At 70.8% G+C, this 21570-nt stretch carries 22 protein-coding genes; 10 read left to right on the top strand and 12 right to left on the bottom strand.

What is annotated here, in order from left to right; translation table 11 throughout:
• Positions 1-536: 536 nt before the first annotated feature.
• Together AMYTH_RS0139095 and AMYTH_RS0139090 are read right to left on the bottom strand one after the other, a co-directional pair.
• On the bottom strand, positions 537-767 hold the full coding sequence (locus AMYTH_RS0139095; protein WP_020421859.1) for a hypothetical protein: 231 nt from the start codon (positions 765-767) through the stop codon (positions 537-539).
• Between the two features lie 134 nt (positions 768-901).
• Positions 902-2272 carry an NYN domain-containing protein gene (locus tag AMYTH_RS0139090; protein WP_027934793.1) on the bottom strand — a complete coding sequence of 457 codons (1371 nt, stop codon included), beginning with the start codon at positions 2270-2272 and terminating at the stop codon, positions 902-904.
• Between the two features lie 72 nt (positions 2273-2344).
• Between AMYTH_RS0139090 and AMYTH_RS0139085 the strand changes: the two genes are divergently transcribed.
• Together AMYTH_RS0139085 and AMYTH_RS0139080 are read left to right on the top strand one after the other, a co-directional pair.
• Positions 2345-4066: a DEDD exonuclease domain-containing protein gene (locus AMYTH_RS0139085; RefSeq protein ID WP_027934792.1), complete on the top strand. Its 1722-nt coding sequence runs from the start codon at positions 2345-2347 to the stop codon at positions 4064-4066.
• Between the two features lie 53 nt (positions 4067-4119).
• Positions 4120-4407 (top strand): Lrp/AsnC family transcriptional regulator, encoded by a 288-nt coding sequence (locus AMYTH_RS0139080; protein ID WP_020421862.1) that lies wholly within the window; start codon positions 4120-4122, stop codon positions 4405-4407.
• 58 nt (positions 4408-4465) lie between these two features.
• Here AMYTH_RS0139080 and qcrB read toward each other — a convergent pair whose 3' ends face one another.
• Genes qcrB through ctaE form a run of 4 tightly spaced genes read right to left on the bottom strand, consistent with a single transcriptional unit; the run spans position 4466 to position 8804 of the window.
• Positions 4466-6136 (bottom strand): cytochrome bc1 complex cytochrome b subunit, encoded by a 1671-nt coding sequence (gene qcrB, locus AMYTH_RS0139075; RefSeq protein WP_027934791.1) that lies wholly within the window; start codon positions 6134-6136, stop codon positions 4466-4468.
• Positions 6133-7296: a cytochrome bc1 complex Rieske iron-sulfur subunit gene (gene qcrA / locus AMYTH_RS0139070; protein WP_027934790.1), complete on the bottom strand. Its 1164-nt coding sequence runs from the start codon at positions 7294-7296 to the stop codon at positions 6133-6135. The genes qcrB and qcrA overlap by 4 nt, the downstream gene beginning before the upstream one ends.
• Before the next feature lie 5 nt (positions 7297-7301).
• Positions 7302-8120: a cytochrome bc1 complex diheme cytochrome c subunit gene (qcrC, locus tag AMYTH_RS0139065; protein ID WP_017984055.1), complete on the bottom strand. Its 819-nt coding sequence runs from the start codon at positions 8118-8120 to the stop codon at positions 7302-7304.
• A gap of 54 nt (positions 8121-8174) precedes the next feature.
• Positions 8175-8804 carry an aa3-type cytochrome oxidase subunit III gene (gene ctaE, locus AMYTH_RS0139060; protein ID WP_026153364.1) on the bottom strand — a complete coding sequence of 210 codons (630 nt, stop codon included), beginning with the start codon at positions 8802-8804 and terminating at the stop codon, positions 8175-8177.
• Between the two features lie 96 nt (positions 8805-8900).
• Here ctaE and AMYTH_RS0139055 point away from each other — a divergent pair, with 96 nt between their 5' ends.
• Genes AMYTH_RS0139055 through trpD form a run of 3 tightly spaced genes read left to right on the top strand, consistent with a single transcriptional unit; the run spans position 8901 to position 10857 of the window.
• Positions 8901-9332: a hypothetical protein gene (locus AMYTH_RS0139055; RefSeq protein WP_027934789.1), complete on the top strand. Its 432-nt coding sequence runs from the start codon at positions 8901-8903 to the stop codon at positions 9330-9332.
• Positions 9333-9373: 41 nt separating this feature from the next.
• Positions 9374-9784, top strand: a complete 411-nt coding sequence (locus AMYTH_RS0139050; protein WP_017984058.1) for a response regulator — start codon at positions 9374-9376, stop codon at positions 9782-9784.
• A 47-nt stretch (positions 9785-9831) separates the two neighbouring features.
• Positions 9832-10857 carry an anthranilate phosphoribosyltransferase gene (trpD, locus tag AMYTH_RS0139045; RefSeq protein WP_027934788.1) on the top strand — a complete coding sequence of 342 codons (1026 nt, stop codon included), beginning with the start codon at positions 9832-9834 and terminating at the stop codon, positions 10855-10857.
• Between the two features lie 89 nt (positions 10858-10946).
• On the opposite strand, the gene AMYTH_RS0139040 is transcribed toward trpD, so the two are convergent.
• Positions 10947-11366: a cytochrome c oxidase subunit 4 gene (locus AMYTH_RS0139040; RefSeq protein WP_017984060.1), complete on the bottom strand. Its 420-nt coding sequence runs from the start codon at positions 11364-11366 to the stop codon at positions 10947-10949.
• Positions 11367-11418: 52 nt separating this feature from the next.
• Complete coding sequence (gene ctaC, locus AMYTH_RS0139035) at positions 11419-12360, bottom strand: aa3-type cytochrome oxidase subunit II (protein ID WP_027934787.1); 942 nt, start codon at positions 12358-12360, stop codon at positions 11419-11421.
• 166 nt (positions 12361-12526) lie between these two features.
• On the opposite strand from ctaC, the gene asnB reads away from it, so the two are divergent.
• On the top strand, positions 12527-14461 hold the full coding sequence (gene asnB / locus AMYTH_RS0139030; RefSeq protein ID WP_027934786.1) for an asparagine synthase (glutamine-hydrolyzing): 1935 nt from the start codon (positions 12527-12529) through the stop codon (positions 14459-14461).
• Between the two features lie 718 nt (positions 14462-15179).
• Here asnB and AMYTH_RS0139025 read toward each other — a convergent pair.
• Positions 15180-16169 (bottom strand): carbohydrate kinase family protein, encoded by a 990-nt coding sequence (locus AMYTH_RS0139025; RefSeq protein WP_027934785.1) that lies wholly within the window; start codon positions 16167-16169, stop codon positions 15180-15182.
• A 140-nt stretch (positions 16170-16309) separates the two neighbouring features.
• Here AMYTH_RS0139025 and AMYTH_RS49730 point away from each other — a divergent pair, with 140 nt between their 5' ends.
• Entirely contained in the window at positions 16310-16480 is a 171-nt protein-coding gene (locus tag AMYTH_RS49730) for a hypothetical protein (protein WP_017984064.1), read from the top strand.
• Between the two features lie 65 nt (positions 16481-16545).
• On the opposite strand, the gene AMYTH_RS0139015 is transcribed toward AMYTH_RS49730, so the two are convergent.
• The gene (locus AMYTH_RS0139015; RefSeq protein WP_017984065.1) at positions 16546-16917 is read right to left on the bottom strand and encodes a HesB/IscA family protein; all 372 of its coding nucleotides are present in this window, start codon (positions 16915-16917) and stop codon (positions 16546-16548) included.
• A 172-nt stretch (positions 16918-17089) separates the two neighbouring features.
• Between AMYTH_RS0139015 and AMYTH_RS0139010 the strand changes: the two genes are divergently transcribed.
• The 3 genes from AMYTH_RS0139010 to cobT are packed head-to-tail and all read left to right on the top strand — an operon-like array spanning position 17090 to position 19855.
• Positions 17090-17746: a DUF3043 domain-containing protein gene (locus tag AMYTH_RS0139010; protein ID WP_026153367.1), complete on the top strand. Its 657-nt coding sequence runs from the start codon at positions 17090-17092 to the stop codon at positions 17744-17746.
• 59 nt (positions 17747-17805) lie between these two features.
• The gene (locus AMYTH_RS0139005; RefSeq protein WP_027934784.1) at positions 17806-18795 is read left to right on the top strand and encodes an aldo/keto reductase family protein; all 990 of its coding nucleotides are present in this window, start codon (positions 17806-17808) and stop codon (positions 18793-18795) included.
• Positions 18796-18811: 16 nt separating this feature from the next.
• A complete protein-coding gene (cobT, locus tag AMYTH_RS0139000; protein WP_027934783.1) occupies positions 18812-19855 on the top strand; it encodes a nicotinate-nucleotide--dimethylbenzimidazole phosphoribosyltransferase in 1044 nt (347 codons plus the stop codon).
• 13 nt (positions 19856-19868) lie between these two features.
• Here the strand turns inward: cobT and AMYTH_RS0138995 are convergent, their stop codons facing one another.
• Positions 19869-20342, bottom strand: a complete 474-nt coding sequence (locus AMYTH_RS0138995) for a hypothetical protein (RefSeq protein WP_027934782.1) — start codon at positions 20340-20342, stop codon at positions 19869-19871.
• Positions 20343-20449: 107 nt separating this feature from the next.
• Positions 20450-21553: a branched-chain amino acid aminotransferase gene (locus tag AMYTH_RS0138990; RefSeq protein ID WP_027934781.1), complete on the bottom strand. Its 1104-nt coding sequence runs from the start codon at positions 21551-21553 to the stop codon at positions 20450-20452.
• Positions 21554-21570: the final 17 nt, after the last annotated feature.

The following is a 21570-nucleotide window of genomic DNA, read 5'->3' as shown; positions in this document are numbered from 1 at the left end:
CGGTGCGGGCGGACACAAGCACCCGTAACCGGTCTACGACGGTAACCCGGCATGTCCAGACGCAGGGGGTAGCGCATCTGGGTCCATGCGTGGGTCCGGCACAGCTCCCCGACAAGCTGCTACGGCGACAATCTCGCGTCGCCGCCGCGGGCGCGACGGCTGCCGGGCGCGAGATCTCGGCCAGGTTACGAAACGACCGCCGTCGCGTCCACCAGGCACCAGGTAAAAACTTTGCGTAATCACCTCTCTTCCCGTTCGGACCAGCAGTTCCCCTGTGGGTGTGACCAAGACAACAGTCAGCAGGATCACGACTACTGACCGTTTGCCGCACGAAGTGACCGTTTGCCGCCTTCGGCGTGTCGGGGTCGCGCCAGGCCCGGCGGCCGCTCTCACCGGCGGGCGACACCGCCGCACCGAGCCAACCGGACATGCGCTTCGCGCCTGGAGACAGGCCCGGGACAAGGCCGCAACCGGGGTCGCTTCTGATCGCCTTTCCCGTCCACGCCAGACGCCCCCGTTCGCAAGCGACCGTTGCCTCAGCCGGCGCGGCGCTCGGGCAGCCGCACGTGCGGGCGCCGCCCCCGGGAGATCGTCCGTGGCGGCGGCACCAGGCCGGCGTCGGCGAGCAACTCGACCGCGGCCAGTTCCTCGAAGTCGAGTTCGACGACCGGCGGGGCGTCGACCACGGCGCTCAGCACGCAGTCGCCGCAGGCGCGGCCCCTCAGCGTGCACCGGTTGCACTCGATGATCACGGTGTTGTCGTTCATGGTGTGCCTCCTCGTTGCTACTGGGATGCACGGTACGAGTGACCACCGACAATTTCGGGCTGGCGTATCGAACGAATGGACCAACGGTGCACGAGAAAACCGCTGACCTGCGGAAACACCGGCCAAAAAAATCTCTAGACCCGTCCGAGACGCGCCAGAAGCACCGCCGAAGCCACCGGGTGCGCCCCCGATCGCCGCACCGAGTCGGCCACCCCGCGGTCGGTCGAGGCCACCACCAGCGGGCGTCCCTGCGGCTCGGCCGCGACCAGCGACCGGATCACGTCGTCCGCGATCACGCCGGGGTCGGAGAACAACACGCGCACCCCGCGGGCGCTCACGGTCGGCACCGACATCACCTCGGCGCCGTCGAACACGACCGTGATCTCCGCGCCCGTCCGCGCCGCCAGCGCCCCGAGCTGCTGCACCAGCCGGTTCCGCTGGTCGGCCAGCGTGAGCTCCGGATAGCCGGTCTTGGTGACGTTGTAGCCGTCGACGATCAGGTGGACGCTCGGCAACGCGAGCAGCCGGTCCAGCACCGCCGGGTCCCGCACCTGCCGCCCGGCCCCGGTTCCCGACGAAGCGCCCAGCACGGTGTCCGCCGGGCGCCGCGCGCTGGTGTCCAGCGACAGCTCCCGCCGCAACCCCGACACCGCGCCCTGCAGGGTGTCCACGAGCAGTGACAGGCGCACCTCGTCGGCCTCGCGGGCCTCCTTCGCGGACTGGCGCGCGATCTCCGCGTCCGCCGCCGCCCGTTCGGCCCGCGCCCGCTCGGAAGCCGCGCGCTGCCGCTCACGCTCCAGCTGAGCGGTCACCGCGGCCACCTCCTGCTCCCGCCGCACATCGGCCTGCGCCAGCAGCTCACGCGCCTCCTCGGCGGCGTCCTTGGCCTGCCGCAGCTGCGTGCCCTGCTCGCGCAGGCGGTTGCGCAGCTTCGCCAGCTCCTCCTCGCGCTCCACGCGGGCGCCCTCGATCGCCTCCCGCGCCTCCGCCAGCTCCTCGCGCACCCGTGCCAGCTCCGCCTCCAGCCGCTGGCTGCGCGCCACCGCGGCGTCGCGCTCGGCCCGCAGCGCCGTCTCCGCCGCGTTCTTGACCACCAGCCGCACGCGGGTGGCCGCGCTGGCCTCGCCGAGCAGGACGGCCGCCACCGCGGCGGCCACCGGGTCCGGATCATTCGGGTCGAGCGCGTCGGGCCGGTACTCGCGCACCCACTCCAGGACGGCGGTGCGGAACGCGGTCGAGTCCTCCAGGGTTGTGAGGAGCGCCGCACCGCCCAGCTTCGCGCGCTTCGCCGGGGCGAACTTCGCGACCGGCCGCAGCTGCTGCGGGATGTCGATGCGCGGGATCTTCCCCAGTGCCTCGGCGGCCAGCTCGGCGAGCCGGCCGCGCACCGGCTCCGGCAGATCGCGCCAGTTCACGGACTTGGCGTCCGGCTCCGGGCGCGCGCTCGCCGCGGGCGCCCGGAGACCGGGGTCTTCGGGCTCTTCGGCGTGCACTGAGGGAAACATCCGTTCAGGGTAGTCCGCTTCGGTAACGATCACCGTTCGTGCCGTGATCCGGGATTGTCGGTCCCCCTCCTTATGGTGCCGATCATGCAACTCGCGGACGGCGCGCAACTGACCTTCGACGAACTCGGCACGCCGCTTCGGGACACCACGTTCGTCGTGTTCGACCTGGAGACGACCGGGACCAAGCCGGGCCCGGACGGCATCACCGAGATCGGCGCGGTCAAGGTCCGCGGCGGCGAGGTGCTGGGTGAGTTCGCCACCCTTGTCGACCCCGGGATGCCCGTCCCGCCGCAGATCGTGGCGCTGACCGGCATCACTTCGGCGATGCTGCACGACGCGCCGAAGATCGACCGCGTGCTGCCCGCGTTCCTGGAGTTCGCCAGCGGCGCGGTGCTGGTCGCGCACAACGCGCCGTTCGACACGTCTTTCATGCGCGCGGCGTGCCTGCACCACGGGTACCCGTGGCCGAAGCCCGCGGTGGTGTGCACGGTCCGGCTCGCGCGCCGCGTGCTGACCAGGCAGGACAGCCCCAGCTTCCGGCTCTCCGCGCTGGCCGCCCTGTTCGGTTCGCCGGTCACGCCGAACCACCGGGCGCTGGACGACGCCCGCGCCACGGTGCACGTGCTGCACGCGCTGCTGGAGCGGGTCGGCAACGTCGGGGTGCAGTCCCTGGAGGAACTTCTCGACTACCTGCCCGAGGTGACGCCGGCCCAGCGGCGCAAGCGCGGGATGGCGGCCCACCTGCCGGAGCGCCCGGGCGTCTACCTGTTCCGTGGGCCGGGCGACGAGGTCCTGTATGTCGGGACGGCGAGCAACCTGCGCCGCCGGGTGCGCCAGTACTTCACCGGTTCGGAGAGCCGCGGCCGGATCCGCGAGATGGTGGCCCTCGCCGAGCGGGTCGACGGCATCGAGTGCAGCCATGCGCTCGAGGCCCAGGTCCGGGAGCTGCGGCTGATCGCAGCGCACCGGCCCTCCTACAACCGGCGCTCCAAGAACCCGCGCAAGTCGTGGTGGATCGTGCTCACCGACGAGGCCTTCCCGCGCCTGTCCGTGGTGCGGCTGCCCAAGGACGGTGCGCTCGGGCCGTTCTCCTCGCAGGCGACGGCCAAGATCGCGGCGGACGCGCTGGCCGGCGCCGTCGGTCTGCGCACGTGCACCCAGCGGATCTCCGCGCACGCGCCGTCCGGCCGGCCGTGCGCGCTCGCCGAGCTCGGCCGGTGCGGGGCGCCGTGCGCCGGCCGCCAGAGCGTGGAGGAGTACTCCCCCGGCGTGCACGCGATCGTCGACCTGGTCGCCGGGCGCGGCACCCGGCCGCTGGAGTCCGCGCGCCGGCAGCTCGACGACCTGGCCGGGGCCGAGCACTTCGAGCAGGCCGCGCGGCGGCGGGACGAGCTCGCCGTGCTGGTGCGCGCGGTCGACCGGGCCCATCGGCTGTCCGCGCTGGCCGCGATCCCGGAACTGGTCGCCGCGGCCCCGGACGGCAACCGCGGGTGGGAGTTCGCGGTGATCCGGCACGGCAGGCTGGCCTCCGCCGGAGTGGCCCGCCGCGGCGTGCCGCCGATGCCGGTGGTCGAGCAGCTCGTGGCGTCGGCGGAGACGGTCGAGCCCGGCCCGGGGCCGCTGTACGGGGCGCCTCCGGAGGAGACGTCGATCCTGCTGCGCTGGCTCACCCGGCCCGGCGTCCGCCTCGTGCGCACGGCTGTGCCCTGGTCGGAGCCCGCGCACGGCGCCGGGCCGTGGCGCGGCTGGCTGGAACAGGTCGCCACCGCCGTGTCGCTCGAGCAGGCCGGGTAGGGACGCGGGGAGCTACGATCGCCGCGCTACCCAATTACGCGAGGAGGACGCGAGTGATCACCGCGATCGTGCTGATCCATGCCGTGGCGGACAGCATCCCGGAGACCGCGCAGGCGATCGCCGACATCGACGGCGTGGCGGAGGTGTACTCGTGCGCCGGGGACGTCGACCTGATCGCGATCGTGCGGGTGCACGCCCACGAGGAGCTCGCCGACCTCATCCCGGCCAAGATCGGCAAGGTGCCGGGCGTGATCGACACCGACACGCACATCGCGTTCCGGTCCTACTCCACGGCCGACACCGAGTCCGCGTTCGCGATCGGCGTCGAGGACGCCGACTGAGCCCACCAACGAAGAAGGGCCCCCGGATCGCTCCGGGGGCCCTTCTCGTGACCGTGAACTAGTGGTCCGGTGTCTTCCAGCCGGAGGGGACCTCACCCTTCTCGGGCAGCTCGCCGGGGACGTGGCCGTTGCCGTGCCCGTCGCCGCGGGCGCGGTCGAGCGCCGACGTCTCCTCCACCGGGTCCGGCGCCAGCAGGGTGCCCGGCACCGCACGCCCGGCCGCGCCGAGCTTGTTCATCTTCTTCGGCACCGCCGCACCCTGGTACTCCAGCGGGATGGCGTGGCCGTGGTCGTCCACCCCGCCCAGCGGCTGGTGGATCTCGATGAACTCACCGTGCGGCAGGCGCTTGATGATGCCGGTCTCGATGCCGTGCTCCAGCACCTCCCGGTCGGACCGCTGCAGGCCGAGGCAGATCCGGTAGGTGATGAAGTACGCCAGCGGCGGCAGCACCAGGATGCCGATGCGGCCTGCCCAGGTCGTCGCGTTCAGGGAGATGTTGAACTTGTCCGCGATGATGTCGTTGAACCCGGACAGCTCGATCACCATGAAGAACGCCAGCGCCATCATGCCGATCGAGGTGCGGACCGGTGCGTCACGCGGGCGCTGCAGCAGGTTGTGGTGCGCGGTGTCGCCGGACAGCTTCCGTTCGATGAACGGGTAGCCGATCAGCAGCGCGAACAGGATCGGCATCCAGACCGCACCCGCGAAGAACACCGCCGGCACCGTGTAGTTGCCCAGGTACAGCTCCCACGCGGGGAAGATCCGCAGCATGCCGTCGGCCCAGGCGAGGTACCAGTCCGGCTGCGAGCCCGCCGACACCTGCCCCGGGTTGTACGGGCCCAGGTTCCAGATCGGGTTGATCTGGAAGATGCCCGCCATGATCGACAGGATGCCGGTGACGATGACGAAGAACGCGCCGGCCTTCGCGGCGAACACCGGCATGATCCGCACGCCGACGACGTTGGTCTCCTTGCGCCGCACGCCGGGGAACTGGGTGTGCTTCTGGTACCAGACCAGCGCCAGGTGCACACCGACCAGCGCGAGCATGATGCCCGGCAGCAGCAGGATGTGCAGCGTGTACATGCGCGGCACGATCTCGTCGCCGGGGAACTCCCCGCCGAACAGCGCCCAGTGCAGCCAGGTGCCCATGATCGGCACCGAGAGCACGATGCCCGACAGGGTGGCGCGGATACCGGTGCCCGACAGCAGGTCGTCCGGCAGCGAGTAGCCGAAGAAGCCCTCGAACATGCCCAGGATCAGCAGCAGGGCGCCGATGACCCAGTTGGCCTCGCGCGGCCTGCGGAACGCTCCGGTGAAGAAGACCCGGAACATGTGCACCATCATCGCCGCGACGAACACCAGCGCGGCCCAGTGGTGCAGCTGGCGGACGAACAGACCGCCGCGGACCTCGAACGAGATCTCCAGGGTCGTCTGGAACGCGCGGGACATCTCGACGCCCTGCAGGTTCTTGAACGGCCCGTTGTAGACGACCTCGGCCATCGACGGATCGAAGAACAGGGTCAGGTAGACACCCGTGATGATCACGACGATGAAGCTGTAGAGCGCGATCTCACCGAGCAGGAACGACCAGTGGGTCGGGAAGACCTTGTTCATCTGGTGCCGCAGGCCCTTGGCCAGGCGGTACCGCTGGTCCATGTTGTTCGCGGCCTCGGCGGCGTGCCGCTCCAGCATGCTGGAGCCCCGTGTCGGCGTGGTGAGTGAACTCATGACTTGCGCTCCCAATAGGCGGGGCCGACCGGCTCGATGAAGTCTCCCCGCGCCACGAAGTAACCCTCATCGTTGACCGTGATGGGCAACTGCGCAAGCGCGCGGGTCGCCGGGCCGAAGACGGGCTTGGCGTAGTGCAGGGCGTCGAACTGCGACTGGTGGCACGGGCACAGGATCCGGTTGGTCCGCTGCTCGTACAGCGAAGTCGGGCAGCCGACGTGGCTGCAGATCTTCGTGTAGGCGTAGTAGTCGCCGAAGTTGAAGTCCTCCTGGCCCTCGCGCTTGACGACCCGCTGGGCGTCCTCGGGACGCAGGCGGATCAGCATGACCGGGGCGTCCGAGCGCATGAAGACCGCGGCGAGCTTCTCGTGGTCGCCGCGCTCGCTCTCGCGGAACGGGTAGACCGTCTCCATCGCGCCCGCGTCCAGGTCCTCGGGGCGCAGCAGGACGACCTCGCCTGCCTTGCCGGTGTAGCGGCGCAGGTAGACGACCTCGCCCGGGTACTCCGGCTTCCACGCGGTGTGGGCCAGGTTGTCCTTGGACTCGGGGTCCTTCCACGGGTTCTTGATGAACGACGCGACCGGCAGCGCGACCAGGCCGAGGCCCATCACGCCGGCGCCGAGGCCCGCGGTGCGCTTGACCAGCGAGCGGCGGCCGATCGTGCTGCGGTTACCGGCGTCGGCCAGCTGCGCGACGATCGTCTTGCGGTCGATCTCGGCCGAGCCCTTGCCGTCGCCGTCGTGGCGCTCCTGCACCGCGAGCTCGTTCGGGATGAACCGCTTCGTGTAGAGCAGCACGCCGATGCCCAGCGCGAGGATCGACAGGCCGAGCGTGAAGCCCAGGACGGGCGTGTAGAGCGCGTACCGCTCGTACTGGCCGGTGTCCGGGGCCTTGTACTCCCACCACTCCGGCCAGCAGATGGTCACCAGGAAGCCGAGACCGGCGAGCGCCGCGATGGTGAACCACAGCGCCACGACCCGCTCCGCGCGCTTCTCCGCGCGGGTGCCCTTGACCGGCCACGGGTCCGGGTAGTCGACCAGTTCGACGCCGTCGAGCTTGGTGCCCAGCTTGACCAGCTGGTCGCGGTCCATCTCGGCCAGTTCGGCCTCGGAAGGCTGGGGAACCCCCGGCTCGCGCCCGGCGCCCGGGTGCTCTTCCATGCTAGTCATGCCCTCGATCCAATCCACAAAGTCACGCCGACGATGGCGCCGATGCCGACGATCCACGCGACGAGCGCCTCCGAGGCCGGCCCAAGACCGCCAAGGCCGTTGCCGCCGGGGTTGTTGTTCCCGTCGGACACGGACTTGACGTAGGCGACGATGTCCCGCTTCTCCTCGGGGGTGAGCTGCCGGTCGGAGAACTTCGGCATGTTCTGCGGACCGCTCAGCATCGCCGTGTAGATCTGCTCTTCGCTGGCCGGGCCGAGCTCCGGCGCGAACTTGCCCGCGGACAGGGCGCCGCCCTGGCCGGTGAAGTTGTGGCACGACGCGCAGTTGAGGCGGAACAGCTCGCCACCGCGCGCCGGGTTGTCACCGCGCAGCGCCTCGCCGGACTCGGCGGGCCGCTCCGGGCCGCCGCCGTTGGCCTGGATGTAGGCGCCGACCGCGTCGATCTCCTCGGGGGTCAGCTTGGCCGGCTTGCGCTCGGCCTGCGCCTCCTGGCGGACCGCCGGCATGCGGCCGGACGAGGTCTGGAAGTACACCGCCGCGTCACCGACGCCGATCAGGCTCGGGCCGCGGTCCTCGACGCCCTGCAGGTTCGCGCCGTGGCAGCTGATGCAGCTGTTGTTGTAGACCTGCTGGCCGAGGCGCAGCTGCGCCGGGTCGTCCTGCGCCTGCGCGGTCTGCGGCTGCGGCACCAGGAGGGCGTAGCCCAGGCCGGCGCCGACCAGCGCCACACCGAGCGCGAGCGCACCGGCGATGCGGCGGCGCAGCTTGGTGCGGGCGCCGAAGCGGCGCCTGGAGGTGTTCTTGCTGGTGGTCATTCTTCGGCAACCCTTGCTGTCAGTTCAGGCCGGTCCATGGGGTGGCTGGCGCGGTCACGGGATGATGTAGATGACCGCGAACAGGCCGATCCACACGATGTCGACGAAGTGCCAGTAGTAGGACACGACGATCGCCGAGGTCGCCTGCGCGGGGGTGAACTTGCTCAGCTTGGTGCGGATGAGCAAGAAGACGAAGGCGACGAGACCACCGATCACGTGCAGACCGTGGAAACCGGTCGCCAGGAAGAACACCGTGCCGAAGGCACCGGACGGGATGGTCACGCCCTCTTCGACGAGCGTGACGTACTCACCAGCCTGACCGGCGACGAAGATCGCGCCCATGATCAGGGTGATGACGTACCAGCGGCGCAGCCCGTAGACGTCACCGCGCTCGGCGGCGAACACGCCGAGCTGGCAGGTGAACGACGACGCCACCAGGATGATGGTGAAGGGCAGCGCGTACGGGATGTCGAGGTGGATGGGCTCGTCGGTCGCCGGGTTGATCGGCGGCCAGACCCCCGTGCTGTTCTGCGCCTTGACCGTGAAGAACATCGCGAACAGCCCGGCGAAGAACATGAGCTCGCTGGAGAGCCACACGATCGTGCCGACGCTGACCATGTTCGGCCGGTTCAGCGAGTGCACCCGCTGGCTGATGGTGGGAGCTGCCGTTGTCACGGGTCGCATTATGTCTCCCTGCGAAGCGACCTGCTTGGTCGGGTCCGGCACGCCGCGCCGGGGGTGTTGGTCACAGCGACGAACGCGGAGGGTGAGGATCAGAGCGTGGGATTCATCGATCGGGTTCGTGACCTGCTGCGAAAGCGTGGCGGGCCGGACCTCACCGTGGACACCGAGGGTGTCGTCGTCGTGGCCGAGGCCTTCGACGTCGCCGAGGCCGACTCGGCTGTGCTGGGCAGATCACACCTCTGGCGGCCGGACGAACCGGCGATTCTGCGCCACCACCTCGTTCTGCCACCGGATCGGGTCACCGAGGCCGCGTCGGTGCTCGCCCAGGACGGGTGGGAGCTGCGCCCCGGGACCGGCGGCGAAGGACCCGTCCGGGTCCACGCGCTGCGCGTGCAGAAGCTCGACGCGCTGCACTGCGCCCAGGAACGGGCCCGGATGGCCGGGCTGGCGCAGCGGCTGGACGGCGACTGGCTCGGCTGGGACGCGCTACAGCCGATGGGCCTGGGTGGAACCGGCCGGGACGGCTAGCATCGACACGACCAGTACAGCGACGAAGCCGGAGGGTCGACTTGTCCGAACAGTCCACGCGGATCCTGGTGTTCAGCCACCGTCCCGAAGTCCGGGAGTCGATCATCACGGCGGTCGGCCGCAGGCCCGCCACCGACCTGGGCCGGGTCGACTACGTCGAGGCCGCGGGAGTGGCCGACGTGCTGGCCGAGATGGACGAGGGCGCGGTCGATCTGGCGATCCTGGACGGCGAGGCCCAGCCGACCGGCGGCATCGGGCTGTGCAGGCAGTTGAAGAACGAGATCGACGACTGCCCGCCCATCGTGATCGCCGTGCGGCGCAAGGACGACCGCTGGCTGGCGACCTGGTCGCAGGCCGACGCCGTCCTGGTCCATCCGCTCGACCCGCTGACCGCGGCGGAGACGGTCGCGGACGTGCTGCGGGCCCGCCGGGTCCCGGTCGTCCGGGGCTGAGGCGCCGCGACCGAATGAGGCCGGTTCGCCGGCCGTGAAAGGTGACCATGGGCACGCAGACTTGGCCCACGCTGCTCAACCAGCTGATCGCCGGCGCCGACCTCTCCGCGGAGGACACCGCGTGGGCGATGGACCAGGTGATGTCCGGGGAGGCCACGCCGGCCCAGGTCGGCGGTTTCCTGGTCGCGCTGCGCGCCAAGGGCGAGACGCCGGACGAGATCACCGGCCTCGCGGACGCGATGCTGTCGCACGCGCGCCGGGTGCGGATCGCGCGGGACGCGGTCGACATCGTCGGCACCGGTGGCGACCGGTCCGGGTCGGTGAACATCTCGACGATGGCCTCGCTGGTCACCGCGGCCGCCGGCGTGCCGGTGGTGAAGCACGGCAACCGGGCGGCGTCGTCGAAGGCCGGGACAGCGGACGTGCTGGAGGCCCTCGGCGTGGCGATCGACCTGCCGCCGGAGGGCGTGCAGCGGTGCGTCGACGAGCTGGGCATCGGGTTCTGCTTCGCGCCGGTGTTCCACCCCGGGTTCCGCCACGCCGGCGCCCCGCGCCGTGAGCTGGGGGTGCCGACCGCGTTCAACCTGCTGGGGCCGCTGACGAACCCGGCGCAGCCGACGGCCGGGCTGATCGGGTGCGCGTTCCCGGACAAGACGGAGGTGCTGGCGCGGGTCTTCGCAGGCCGGGGCACCTCGACGCTGGTGGTCCGCGGGGACGACGGCCTCGACGAGCTCACTACGACCACGACCAGCTCCGTGTGGGTCGTGTCCGGCGGTTCGGTGCGGGCCGAGTCGCTGGATCCGGCCGAGCTGGGCATCGCACGCGCCAGGGCGGAAGACCTGCGGGGTGGCGACCCGGCAGCCAACGCCGAGGTGGTGCGTGAACTGGTGGCCGGCAAGCCGGGTCCGGTGCGGGACGCGGTGCTGCTGAACGCGGCCGGAGCGCTGGCCGCGCACGCCGGGTTCAGCTCGTCGCTGACGGACGATCTCGCGGCGGGGCTGACGCGGGCCGCGGAGGCCGTGGATTCCGGCGCTGCGGCGGATCTGCTGGCCCGCTGGGCGGCTTTCCGCTGAGCTGAGGGGCCGGGATGAATCCCCGCGCTCCACAACGAAAGGGCCCGCCCGGTAGGAAATCACCGGGCGGGCCCTTTTCGCGGATCAGATCACTCGTGGTTGGGGCCGGTGTGGTACTCGAACACCAGGCCGCCGACCGTGAGCAGGATCAGGATGCCGCCGACGACCAGCATCCAGATGTGGAAGAACGCGAGGCCGAGACCGACGAACGCGGCCGAGGCGGCCAGCCCGATCGGCCAGTAGCTGCCCGGGCTGAAGAAGCCCATCTCACCGGCGCCGTCGCTGATCTCGGCGTCGTCGCGGTCCTCGGGGCGCGGTTCGATCCGGCGGCCGACGAACCGCATGTAGCTGCCCGCCAGGAGGGACAGTCCGCCGGTCAGGATCAGGGCGACCAGGCCGACCGGCTCGACGCCGTAGCCACTGGCCAGGCCGGTCCACACGCCGTACACGATCGCGATGAAGAACGCGAAAGCGGTGACCAAGTCGAAAATCCGGGCTTCGACCTTCATGACGCTGTCCTCACTGTGCTCATGCTTCCAACACCCACGGGAACCAACCGGCTCAGCCGGACTGCGTCCGCAGCGTGCGGTCGGTGTTGAACGGCTTCGTCGTGGTCGCCTGCGGCGCGCACAGCTCGCCGCAGTTCAGCGCGGCCAGCGCCTCGGCGGTGGTGTTCGGCTGCCCGGTGGCCGGGTTGATCTGGGTGCGCAGCTGGATGTACCGGTCGAACTGGTCGGCGGGCAGCGCCCGGACCTCGAAGTTCATGCCCGAGTGGTAGGTGCCGCACAGCTCGGCGCAGCGGCCGACGAACGCACCGGTCCGGTCGATCGTGTTCTGGAACGACGGGTCCTGGTTGTTCTTCTCCGGGTCCGGGAACACGTCCCGCTTGAAGTGGAACTCCGGCACCCAGAACGAGTGGATGACGTCCGCGGAGCGCAGGTTGTACTGGATGCGCTTGCCGACGGGCAGGACCAGGATCGGGATCTCGCTCGAGCTGCCGACGGTCTTGATGACCTGGCCGTTGGCGTCCTTCGGCGCGCTCGGGTAGTCGAACTCCCAGTTCCACTGGAAGGCGATCACGTCGACCGTGACGTCCGGGTCCGGCTCCTCGGCCAGCACCTTGCTCTCGGTGGTCGCGGTGAAGAAGAACAGCACGCAGACCATCACGAGCGGCAGCACGACGCAGAACAGCTCGAGCGGCACGTTGTACTGGAACTGCCGCGGCAGGTCGCCGGGGCCGTCGGTCTTCTTCTTCCGGTGGAACGCGACCGACCAGAAGATCAGGCCCCACACGATCACACCGACGACGAGCGCGGCGATCACGGACCAGGTCCAGAGGACGCGCATGTCCTCGGACTCCTTGGTCACGCCGACGGGCCACCCGAACCGCAGCACCTCGTCACCGGAGCACCCGGTCGCCAGGAGCGCGACGAGCCCGGCCAGCGCGGCGACCTTACCCACTTTCGCCGAACGTGATGCCGGAGTGCGCTCATCCCTGCCCACTGCGCAGCGCCCTTTCAACCCAGGCCTCCTTGACGATTTCTGGCTTACCAGCGGGAGCCTAGCCGAGCTACCGCGATCCGCAGCCCAAGGGGTGACCGTTCGTGGCGGGGGCTGCGGGCATACTGGGCGCTCGACATCCGGCCACGACCTCGAGGTGTGAATATCCGTGTGCGGCCTGCTTGGACTGGTGTGTGCCACTGAGAACGACGCGGTCAACGCGCGTGACGCGGTCGGCGAAGCCATGCGCTGCCAGCGTCATCGCGGTCCCGACGAGCGCGACACCTGGACCGACGGCGAGGTCGTCTACGGCTTCAACCGGCTCGCGTTCATCGACGTCGAGCACGCTCACCAGCCGCTGACCTGGGGTCCGCCGGAGTCGCCGAACCGGTACACGCTGAACTTCAACGGCGAGATCTACAACTACCGTGAGCTGCGGGAACAGCTCACGGCAGAGCACGGTGCGAAGTTCGCCACAGAGGGCGACGGCGAGGCGATCGTCGCGGCCTACCACCACTGGGGCCGCGCCGCGGTGTCGAAGCTGCGCGGGATGTTCGCGTTCCTGATCTGGGACGCCGAGGAGAAGGTGATCTTCGGCGCACGTGATCCGTTCGGCATCAAGCCGCTGTTCTACACGCACGGGCCGGGCGGCACGGCGTTCTCCAGCGAGAAGAAGTCGCTGCTGGAGCTCTCCGGCGTGCTGGGGATCACCAAGCAACTGGACCGGACCGCGCTGCAGCACTACCTGACGCTGCAGTACGTGCCGGAGCCGGAGACGCTGCACACGCGCATCCGCCGCATCGAGTCCGGCACCTCGTTCACCGTCTCCCCCGGCGGCGCCCCGAAGATCGAGCGCTACTTCTTCCCCGAGTTCGCCGCGAAGCCGGTTCGCGGCGAGGCCGAAGCGAAGATCCTGCACGAGCGGATCCGCGACGTGATGCGCGACTCGGTCGGCAAGCACATGATCGCCGACCCGGACATCACCGTCGGCACGTTCCTGTCCGGCGGCATCGACTCGACCGCGATCGCGGCGCTGGCCAAGGAGCACAACCCGAACCTGATCGCGTTCACCACCGGGTTCGAGCGCGAGGGCTACTCCGAGGTCGACGTGGCGGCCGAGTCCGCGGCGGCGATCGGCGTGAAGCACGTCATCCGGACGGTGTCGGCCGACGAGATGATGGAGGCGCTGCCGCTCATCGTCTGGTACCTCGACGACCCGGTGGCCGACCCGGCGCTGGTGCCGTTGTGGTTCATCGCGCGGGAGGCGCGCAAGCACGTCAAGGCAGTGCTGTCCGGCGAGGGCTCGGACGAGCTGTTCGGCGGCTACACGATCTACAACGAGCCGCTGTCGCTCGCGCCGTTCGAGAAGGTGCCGGGCAGCCTGCGCAAGGTCATCGGCAAGGTGTCGGAGCGGATCCCGGAAGGCACGCGCGGCAAGGACCTGCTGCGCCGCGGCGCGCTGCCGCTGGAGGAGCGCTACTACGGCAACGCCCGCATCTTCCGCGACGACCAGCTGCGCGGGGTGCTGAAGACCTTCCAGGAGGGCGTCGGGCACAAGGACGTCACCGCGGAGCACTACCGCACGTCGGCGAACTGGGACCCGGTCGCGCGGATGCAGCACGTGGACCTGTTCACCTGGCTGCGCGGCGACATCCTGGTCAAGGCCGACAAGATGACCATGGCGAACTCGCTGGAGCTGCGGGTGCCGTTCCTGGACGCGGAGGTGTTCAAGGTCGCGGCCGGCATCCCGCTGGACCAGAAGATCACCAAGGAGACCACGAAGTACGCGCTGCGCCGCGCGCTGGAGGGCATCGTGCCCGCGCACGTGCTCAACCGGCGCAAGCTGGGCTTCCCGGTGCCGATCCGGCTGTGGCTGCGGGACGAGATGTACGACTGGGCGCGCGGCATCATCGCCGATTCGCAGACCGGCGAGCTGCTGGACAAGCAGGCCGTGCAGCGCCTGCTGGACGAGCACAAGGCGGGCACGCTGGACCACAGCAGGCGGATCTGGGCGCTGCTGGTGTTCATGATCTGGCACGGAATCTTCATCGAGCACCGCATCAAGCCGGAGATCCCGGAGCCGGTCTACCCGGTGCGCATCTGAGGCGCGAACGTCGGACGGGCCGCGGCCGGAGGGCCGCGGCCCGTTTTTTGTTGGCTGGCCGGGCAAGCAGCGCGGAGGCTTGATCGTGCTGCGCCACCCGGCCGCCGGGCGGGTGGCGGGCGGCGGCCGGCGAGTTGTGCTGCTTGGCGCCGCTTGCGGCCATTGCGAGTCAGACGGACAGCGCGGCGCCAGACCGTGCCGCGTCGCCCCGCGCCGGGTTGCACCTACGGCAACGCAGGCTGTGCTGCCGGACAGCGCGGCGCCAGACCCTGCCACGTCACCCCACACCGCAGGGCGCCCACGGCAACCCGGCCTGCGCTGCCAGACAGCGCGGCGCCAAACCGTGCCGCGTCACCGCGCGCCGGGGGGACCCACGGCAACCCAGGCCGCGCTGCCAGACAGCCCGGCGCCAGCCCCTGCCACGTCACCCCACACCGGGGGGCACCCACGGCAACCCGGCCTGCGCTGCCAGACAGCCCGGCGCCAAACCCTGCCACGTCACCCCACACCGGGGGGCACCCACGGCAACCCAGGCTGCGCTGCCAGACAGCCCGGCGCCAAACCCTGCCACGTCACCCCACACCGGGGGCGCCCACGGCAGGCGGGTGGGCCTGCCGGGCAGCGATCGAGTTCGTGCTGGGCGGCCTGCGCCATCGAACCGCCGGCTGGTGCGGTCCGCGGTGGGTGGCCGTTCGGCCGACCAGGCCCGCGGGCCCGGTCAGGCAGGCAGTGCGGGGGCGATCTCCGCCGCGGCGTCGGGGCCGAACGCGGCTCCGATGCGGGACAGCGCGGACTCCCGGTCGAGGGTCCACTCCTGCGTGCCGACGGTCTCCAGCACCAGCACGGCGATCATCGACCCCAGCTGGGCCGAGCGCTCCAGGCTCAGGTCCGCGTTCAGGCCGGCCAGGAAGCCCGCCCGGAAGCCGTCGCCGACGCCGGTCGGGTCGGCCTTCGCCAGCTCGGGCACCGCGCCGACCTCGAGGGCCAGCCCGTCCTTGCCCACGATCTCCACACCCTTCTCGCCGAGGGTGGTGATGCGGATGCCGACGTGGTCCAGCACGTCGGCCTCGGACCAGGCCGTCTTCTGGAGCAGCAGCTCCCACTCGTAGTCGTTGGTGAACAGGTACTTCGCCCCGGCTACGAACCGGCGTGCCTGCTCGCCGCTCATGCGGGCCAGCTGCTGCGACGGGTCCACCGCGAAGTCGATCCCGCGCTGGCGGCACTCGTCCGCGTGCCGGAGCATGCCGTCCGGGTCGTCCGGGCCGATCAGCATCAGCCCGATCCCGCCGACGCGGTCCGCGATCGGGCCGAGCTCGATGTTGCGGGCCTCGGCCATCGCGCCGGCGTAGAAGGTGGCGATCTGGTTGAGGTCGTCGTCCGTGGTGCACACGAACCGGGCGGTGTGGGCCAGCTCCGAGATCAGCACGCCCGACGCGTCCACGCCGTGGCGCTCCAGCCAGGACCGGTAGTCGGCGAAGTCCGCGCCCGCCGCGCCGACCAGCACCGGCTTCGCGCCGAGCACCCCGAGGCCGAACGCGATGTTGGCGCCGATCCCGCCGCGGCGGACCACCAGGTCGTCGGCCAGGAAACTCAGCGAGATGCGGTGCAGCTGGTCCGCGACCAGCTGCTCGGCGAACCGGCCGGGAAAGTGCATGAGATGGTCGGTTGCGATGCTGCCGGAAACGGCTATGCGGGCGTTGATGGCCACCGGTGCTCTGCTCCCTCTGGCTGGCTCGAACTGAAGTTACCGGCGGGAAATACCCCGTCGGAGCTAAATCTGACCCGCTGACCGACACTACTAGCTGGTAGACCTGTCCGGCTCGCGCCGGTCGTCCTAGCGTCGCCTGCGTGAGCACCGTGACGGAACCGGAGACCATCGCCGAGCTGATCGACGACTGCGCCGACATCCCCGCCGAACTGCGCGCGGCACACGCCTCGGCGCCCCGCCCGCCTGCGCCGCGGGGCTGGGCGGTCGACGACGCCTGCCACGCACAGGTAGTCGGGCTGGAGGACTATTAGTTACGCGGACATGCGAAAAGGGCGCCGGTCGAACCTCGACCGGCGCCCTTTCGCGTGTAGCTGGCTCAGTGGAACGAGTCGCCGCAGGCGCAGGAGCCCGTGGCGTTCGGGTTCTCGATGGTGAAACCCTGCTTCTCGATCGAGTCGACGAAGTCGATCACCGCACCCTCGACGTACGGCGCGCTCATGCGGTCGACCGCCACGCGCAGGCCGTCGAAGTCGCGGAACAGGTCGCCGTCGAGCGTGCGCTCGTCGAAGAACAGCTGGTAGCGCAGGCCCGCGCAACCACCGGGCTGGACCGCGATGCGCAGGTGCATGTCGTCGCGGCCTTCCTGCTCGAGCAGGGCCTTCGCCTTGCTCGCCGCGGCGTCGCTCAACGTGACGCCGTGGGTGGCCTCGGCCTCGGCCTGCGTGCTGGTCTGCTCAGCGGCAGTCATAGCTCTCCCTCGGGGTCTTGCCGTGCACCGGGTGGGGGGTGCTCCTCCCTACTGGAACACCGGTGCCACCCGTTCTGTTCCCGGGCTGGTTCCCGCCTTGGCGCTGATCCCATGGTTACACATCGGCGAGGGGGTTGAACACGCACGCCGCTGTCTGGAATAAGCTGGTTGGGTGAGGTTTCTCCGTCGTAACAGCACGACCACCGCAGACAGCCCCGAGATCGAGGCGGCCGAGGTGGCCGAAAGCGTCGAATCTCACACCCGTGGCTACACCCCGGGCAAGGGCAGGCCGACGCCGAAGCGCAAGGAGGCCGAGGGCAAGCGCCGCGGCCCCGTCGCGCCCCCGCCGAGGACCATGCGGGAGGCGATGAAGCGCAACCGCGAGCTGCGCAAGTCGAACCCGGTGGACAAGGAAGAGCGCCGCAGGCTGGCCAAGGAGCGCCAGGAGCGGATGGCCGCGGGCGACGACCGCTACCTGCTGCCGCGCGACAAGGGTCCGGTCAAGGCGTACGTGCGCGACCTGGTCGACTCGCGCCGCCACTTCCTCGGCGCGTTCATGCCGCTGGCGATCCTCGTGTTCGTCGTGCTGCTGGTGCCGTACCCGGTGATCCAGCAGTACGTGACGCTGCTGTGCATGGCCGCGCTGCTGGTCATGGCCGTCGAGGGCTACTTCAACGGCCGCCGCATCGCGCGCCTGGCCAGGGCGAAGTTCCCGAAGGAGAACATCAGCGGCCGGTCGCTGGGCTGGTACGCGTTCGTGCGGGCGAGCCAGATCCGCAAGCTCCGGATGCCCAAGCCGCGCGTGAAGGTCGGCGACACGGTCTCCTGACCACTGGAGGGCACTCCAGGTCGTTAGCAAGGCGAACCATTTCCGGTAGGCTGCCGGACATGGAGTTTCGCCGTCTCGGCCGCAGTGGCCTGTCCGTCAGTGAGATCGCCTACGGGAACTGGCTCACCCACGGCTCCCAGATCGAGGAGGAGCAGGCCCAGGCCTGCATCAGGGCCGCGCTGGACGCGGGGATCACGACCTTCGACACCGCCGACGTCTACGCGAACACGGTGGCCGAGTCGGTGCTCGGCCGCGGTCTCGCCGGTCAGCGCCGGGAGAGCCTGGAGATCTGCACGAAGGTGTTCTGGCCGACCGGCCCCGGCGGCCCGAACGACCGCGGGCTGGGCCGCAAGCACATCATCGAGTCCTGCCACGCCTCGCTGAAGCGGCTGCAGACCGACCACATCGACCTCTACCAGGCACACCGGTTCGACCCGACCGTGCCGCTGGAGGAGACCATGTCGGCCTTCGCCGACCTGGTCCGCCAGGGCAAGGTGCTCTACGTCGGGGTGTCCGAGTGGAACGCCGAGGAGATCACCCGCGGCGCCGCGCTGGCCCGCGAGCTGCGGATCCCGTTCGTGTCGAACCAGCCGCAGTACAACATGCTCTGGCGCGTCATCGAGGCGCAGGTCGTGCCCGCGAGCGAGCGCGAGGGCCTGAGCCAGATCGTCTGGTCGCCGATCGCGCAGGGTGTGCTGACCGGCAAGTACAAGCCGGGCCAGCCGCCGCCCGCCGGGTCGCGCGCCACCGACGAGAACGGCTCGCGGTTCGTGCAGCGCTTCCTGCGGGACGAGGTGCTCGAGCGCGTGGCCCGACTGGAGCCGCTTGCCGCGCAGGCCGGGCTGACGCTGGCGCAGCTGGCGGTGGCCTGGGTGCTGCAGAGCCCGAACGTCTCCTCGGCGATCGTCGGCGCTTCGCGGCCGGAGCAGGTGCACGAGAACGTGAAGGCGGCCGGCGTGAAGCTCGACGCCGACCTGCTGACCGAGATCGACTCGGTGCTGCTGGGCGTGGTCGAGGACGATCCGCGCCTGACCGCCCGGGCAGGCTGACGATAGGTTTGGCGCCGTGACTGACGTGTCGTTCGCCGATGTCCCCCAGCCCGACGAAGCCGCCCGCGCCGAGGCGGTGCGGCGGCACGCCGAGCTGCTCAAACCGGTGTCCGCGCTGGGTGAGCTGGAGGCGCTCGGCGCGTGGGTCGCGGCCTGCCAGGGCTCGGCGCCGCCGCGGCGGTTCCAGCGGCCACGGGTGATCGTGTTCGCCGGGGACCACGGGATCGCCGCGAAGGGCGTGTCCGCCTACCGGCCGGAGGTCACCGGGCAGCTGGTGGACAACCTGCTCAAGGGCGCCGGGCCGGTCGCGGTCGCCGCCGCGGTGGCCGACGCCGGGCTGCGTGTGGTGGACATCGCGGTGGACGGGGAGACGCCGGTCGCCGAGTACAAGGTGCGGGCGGGCTCGGGGTCGATCGACGTCGAGGACGCCCTCACCGAGGACGAGGTGCGGGCCGCCCTGCGGGCCGGCATGGCGATCGCGGACGCCGAGGTGGACGAGGGCGCCGATCTGCTCGTCGCGGGCAGCGTCGGGGTCGGGGCGACCACGCCGGCCGCGGTGCTGGTCGCCGCGCTGACCGGCGCCGAGCCGGTGGCCGTGGTCGGCCGCGGGTCGGGTATCGACGACAACGCGTGGATGCGCAAGACCGTGGCGATCCGGGACGCGCTGCGACGGGCGCGGGCGGCGCTGCCCGACCCGGTCGCGCTGCTGCGCACCGCGGGGGGCGCGGACCTGGCCGCGTTGACCGGTTTCCTGGCGCAGGCCGCGGTGCGGCGCACGCCGGTGCTGCTGGACGGGCTCGCGGTGGGCGCGGCGGCGCTGGTGGCGGAGGAACTGGCGCCCGGCGCGCGTTCGTGGTGGCAGGCCGCGCACCGCGACGCCGAGCCGGCGCACCAGATGGCGCTGGACCACCTGGACCTCAAGCCGGTCGTCGACCTGGGCATCCGGCTCGGCGACGGCACCGGCGCCGCGACGGCCCTCCCGCTGCTGATCACGGCCGCCCGGCTGCTCACGGACCTGCCGACGCACGCGGAAGCCGGGGTCACGCCGCCGAACGCTTGATCCTCACGTGACGTCAGGTCCCAGCGTCGTCCACATCGGCGCAAAGGCGCTGGGGGAAGTGGGTGAACGGCAGGTTCTCCAAGGTCGGCGAGCTGGCGCGATGCGCACGCTCCGGGCGCACCTCACCAGGATGCTGGCGGCCGTCGACGGACCGGCAGGCGTCACCGGCTGCCTGGCTCTGATCCGGGAGGTGACCGCGGTGGACGAGTCGGTGAAGCAGTCCTTCAGCGAAACCCAGCCGGCGGAGCTGGCCGAGCGCCGATCGCGGCTCGGCGAGCAGGAGGACGTCCAGCGGAGGTGGCAGGACCTGATCCCCCGCGTGCAGCGGGCCGTCGAGACCGGGGTCGCCCCCGGCTTCCGCGGAGGGGCGGAAGGTCGCGGCCGAGTGGATGCGCCTGCTGGAGGCTTTCCACGGTGGCGACACCGGCTGCGGGACTCGCTCCACCGCATGCAGGCGGACAACAGCGAGCGGATCCAGCGTGAGCACGGCACCCGTCGTCGGAGCGGCTGGAGTTCATCCGGCGCGCCCGCGCCTCCTCAACAACGACGAAGGGCCACCCAGCCGGAACGGGGTGGCCCTTCACGTCGAAGCGATCAGGACAGCTTGTGCATCCAGCCGTGCGGGTCGGGGCGCGTGCCCTCCTGGATGCCGGTCAGCTCGGCGCGCAGCTTCATCGTCACCTCGCCGGGCTCGCCGCCCGCGATGGTGAACTCGCCGCCCGCGTGCTTGACCCGGCCGACCGGCGTGATGACCGCCGCGGTGCCGCACGCGAACACCTCGGTCAGCTCACCGGACGCGGCCGCCTTCTCCCACTCGTCGGTGGAGATCCGGCGCTCCTCGATGCCGAGGCCGTGGTCCGCGGCCAGCTTGAGCAGCGAATCACGCGTGACGCCGGGCAGCAGCGAACCGGACAGCTCCGGCGTGACGATCCGGGCATCCGAACCCGAGCCGAACACGAAGAACAGGTTCATGCCGCCCATCTCCTCGACGAAGCGGCGCTCCACCGCGTCGAGCCACACCACCTGGTCGCAGCCCTTCTCCACGGCCTGCGACTGCGCCACGAAGGACGCCGCGTAGTTGCCGGCGAACTTCGCCGCGCCGGTGCCGCCCGGGGCGGCCCGCACGTACTCGGTGGACAGCCACACGCTCACCGGCTTGATCCCGCCGGTGAAGTACGAGCCGGCGGGCGAGGCGATCACCAGGTACAGGTACTCGCTCGCCGGCGCGTTCACGCCGAGCCCCACCGAGGTGGAGATCATGAACGGGCGCAGGTACAGCGTGTCGCCCGGGTTGCTGGGCACCCACCGCTCGTCGGCCGCGATCAGCTCCTGCAACGAGCCGAGGAACAGCTCCTCGGGCAGCTCCGGCATCGCGATTCGGGCCGCCGACTTGCGGAACCGGGCCGCGTTGGCGTCCGGACGGAAGGCCGCGACCGACCCGTCCGGCTGGCGGTAGGCCTTGAGGCCCTCGAAGATCGCCTGCGCGTAGTGCAGCACGGAGGTGGCGGGGTCGAGCGTGACCGGCTCGTAAGGGCCGACGTTCGCGTCGTACCAGCCGCGGTCCTTGCTGTACTTGATCGTGACCATGTGGTCGGTGAAGAACGTCCCGAAGCCCGGCTTCGCCAGTACCTCGGCTACACGCTCCGCGGAAGCGGGAGACGGGTGCGGGGTACGGGTGAAGGGCAACGTGGTCGTCATTCGACCAGGATAACTGT

The organism is Amycolatopsis thermoflava N1165 (assembly GCF_000473265.1).
Taxonomy (GTDB): domain Bacteria; phylum Actinomycetota; class Actinomycetes; order Mycobacteriales; family Pseudonocardiaceae; genus Amycolatopsis_E; species Amycolatopsis_E thermoflava.
This window is presented reverse-complemented; position numbering and strand designations above follow the sequence as displayed.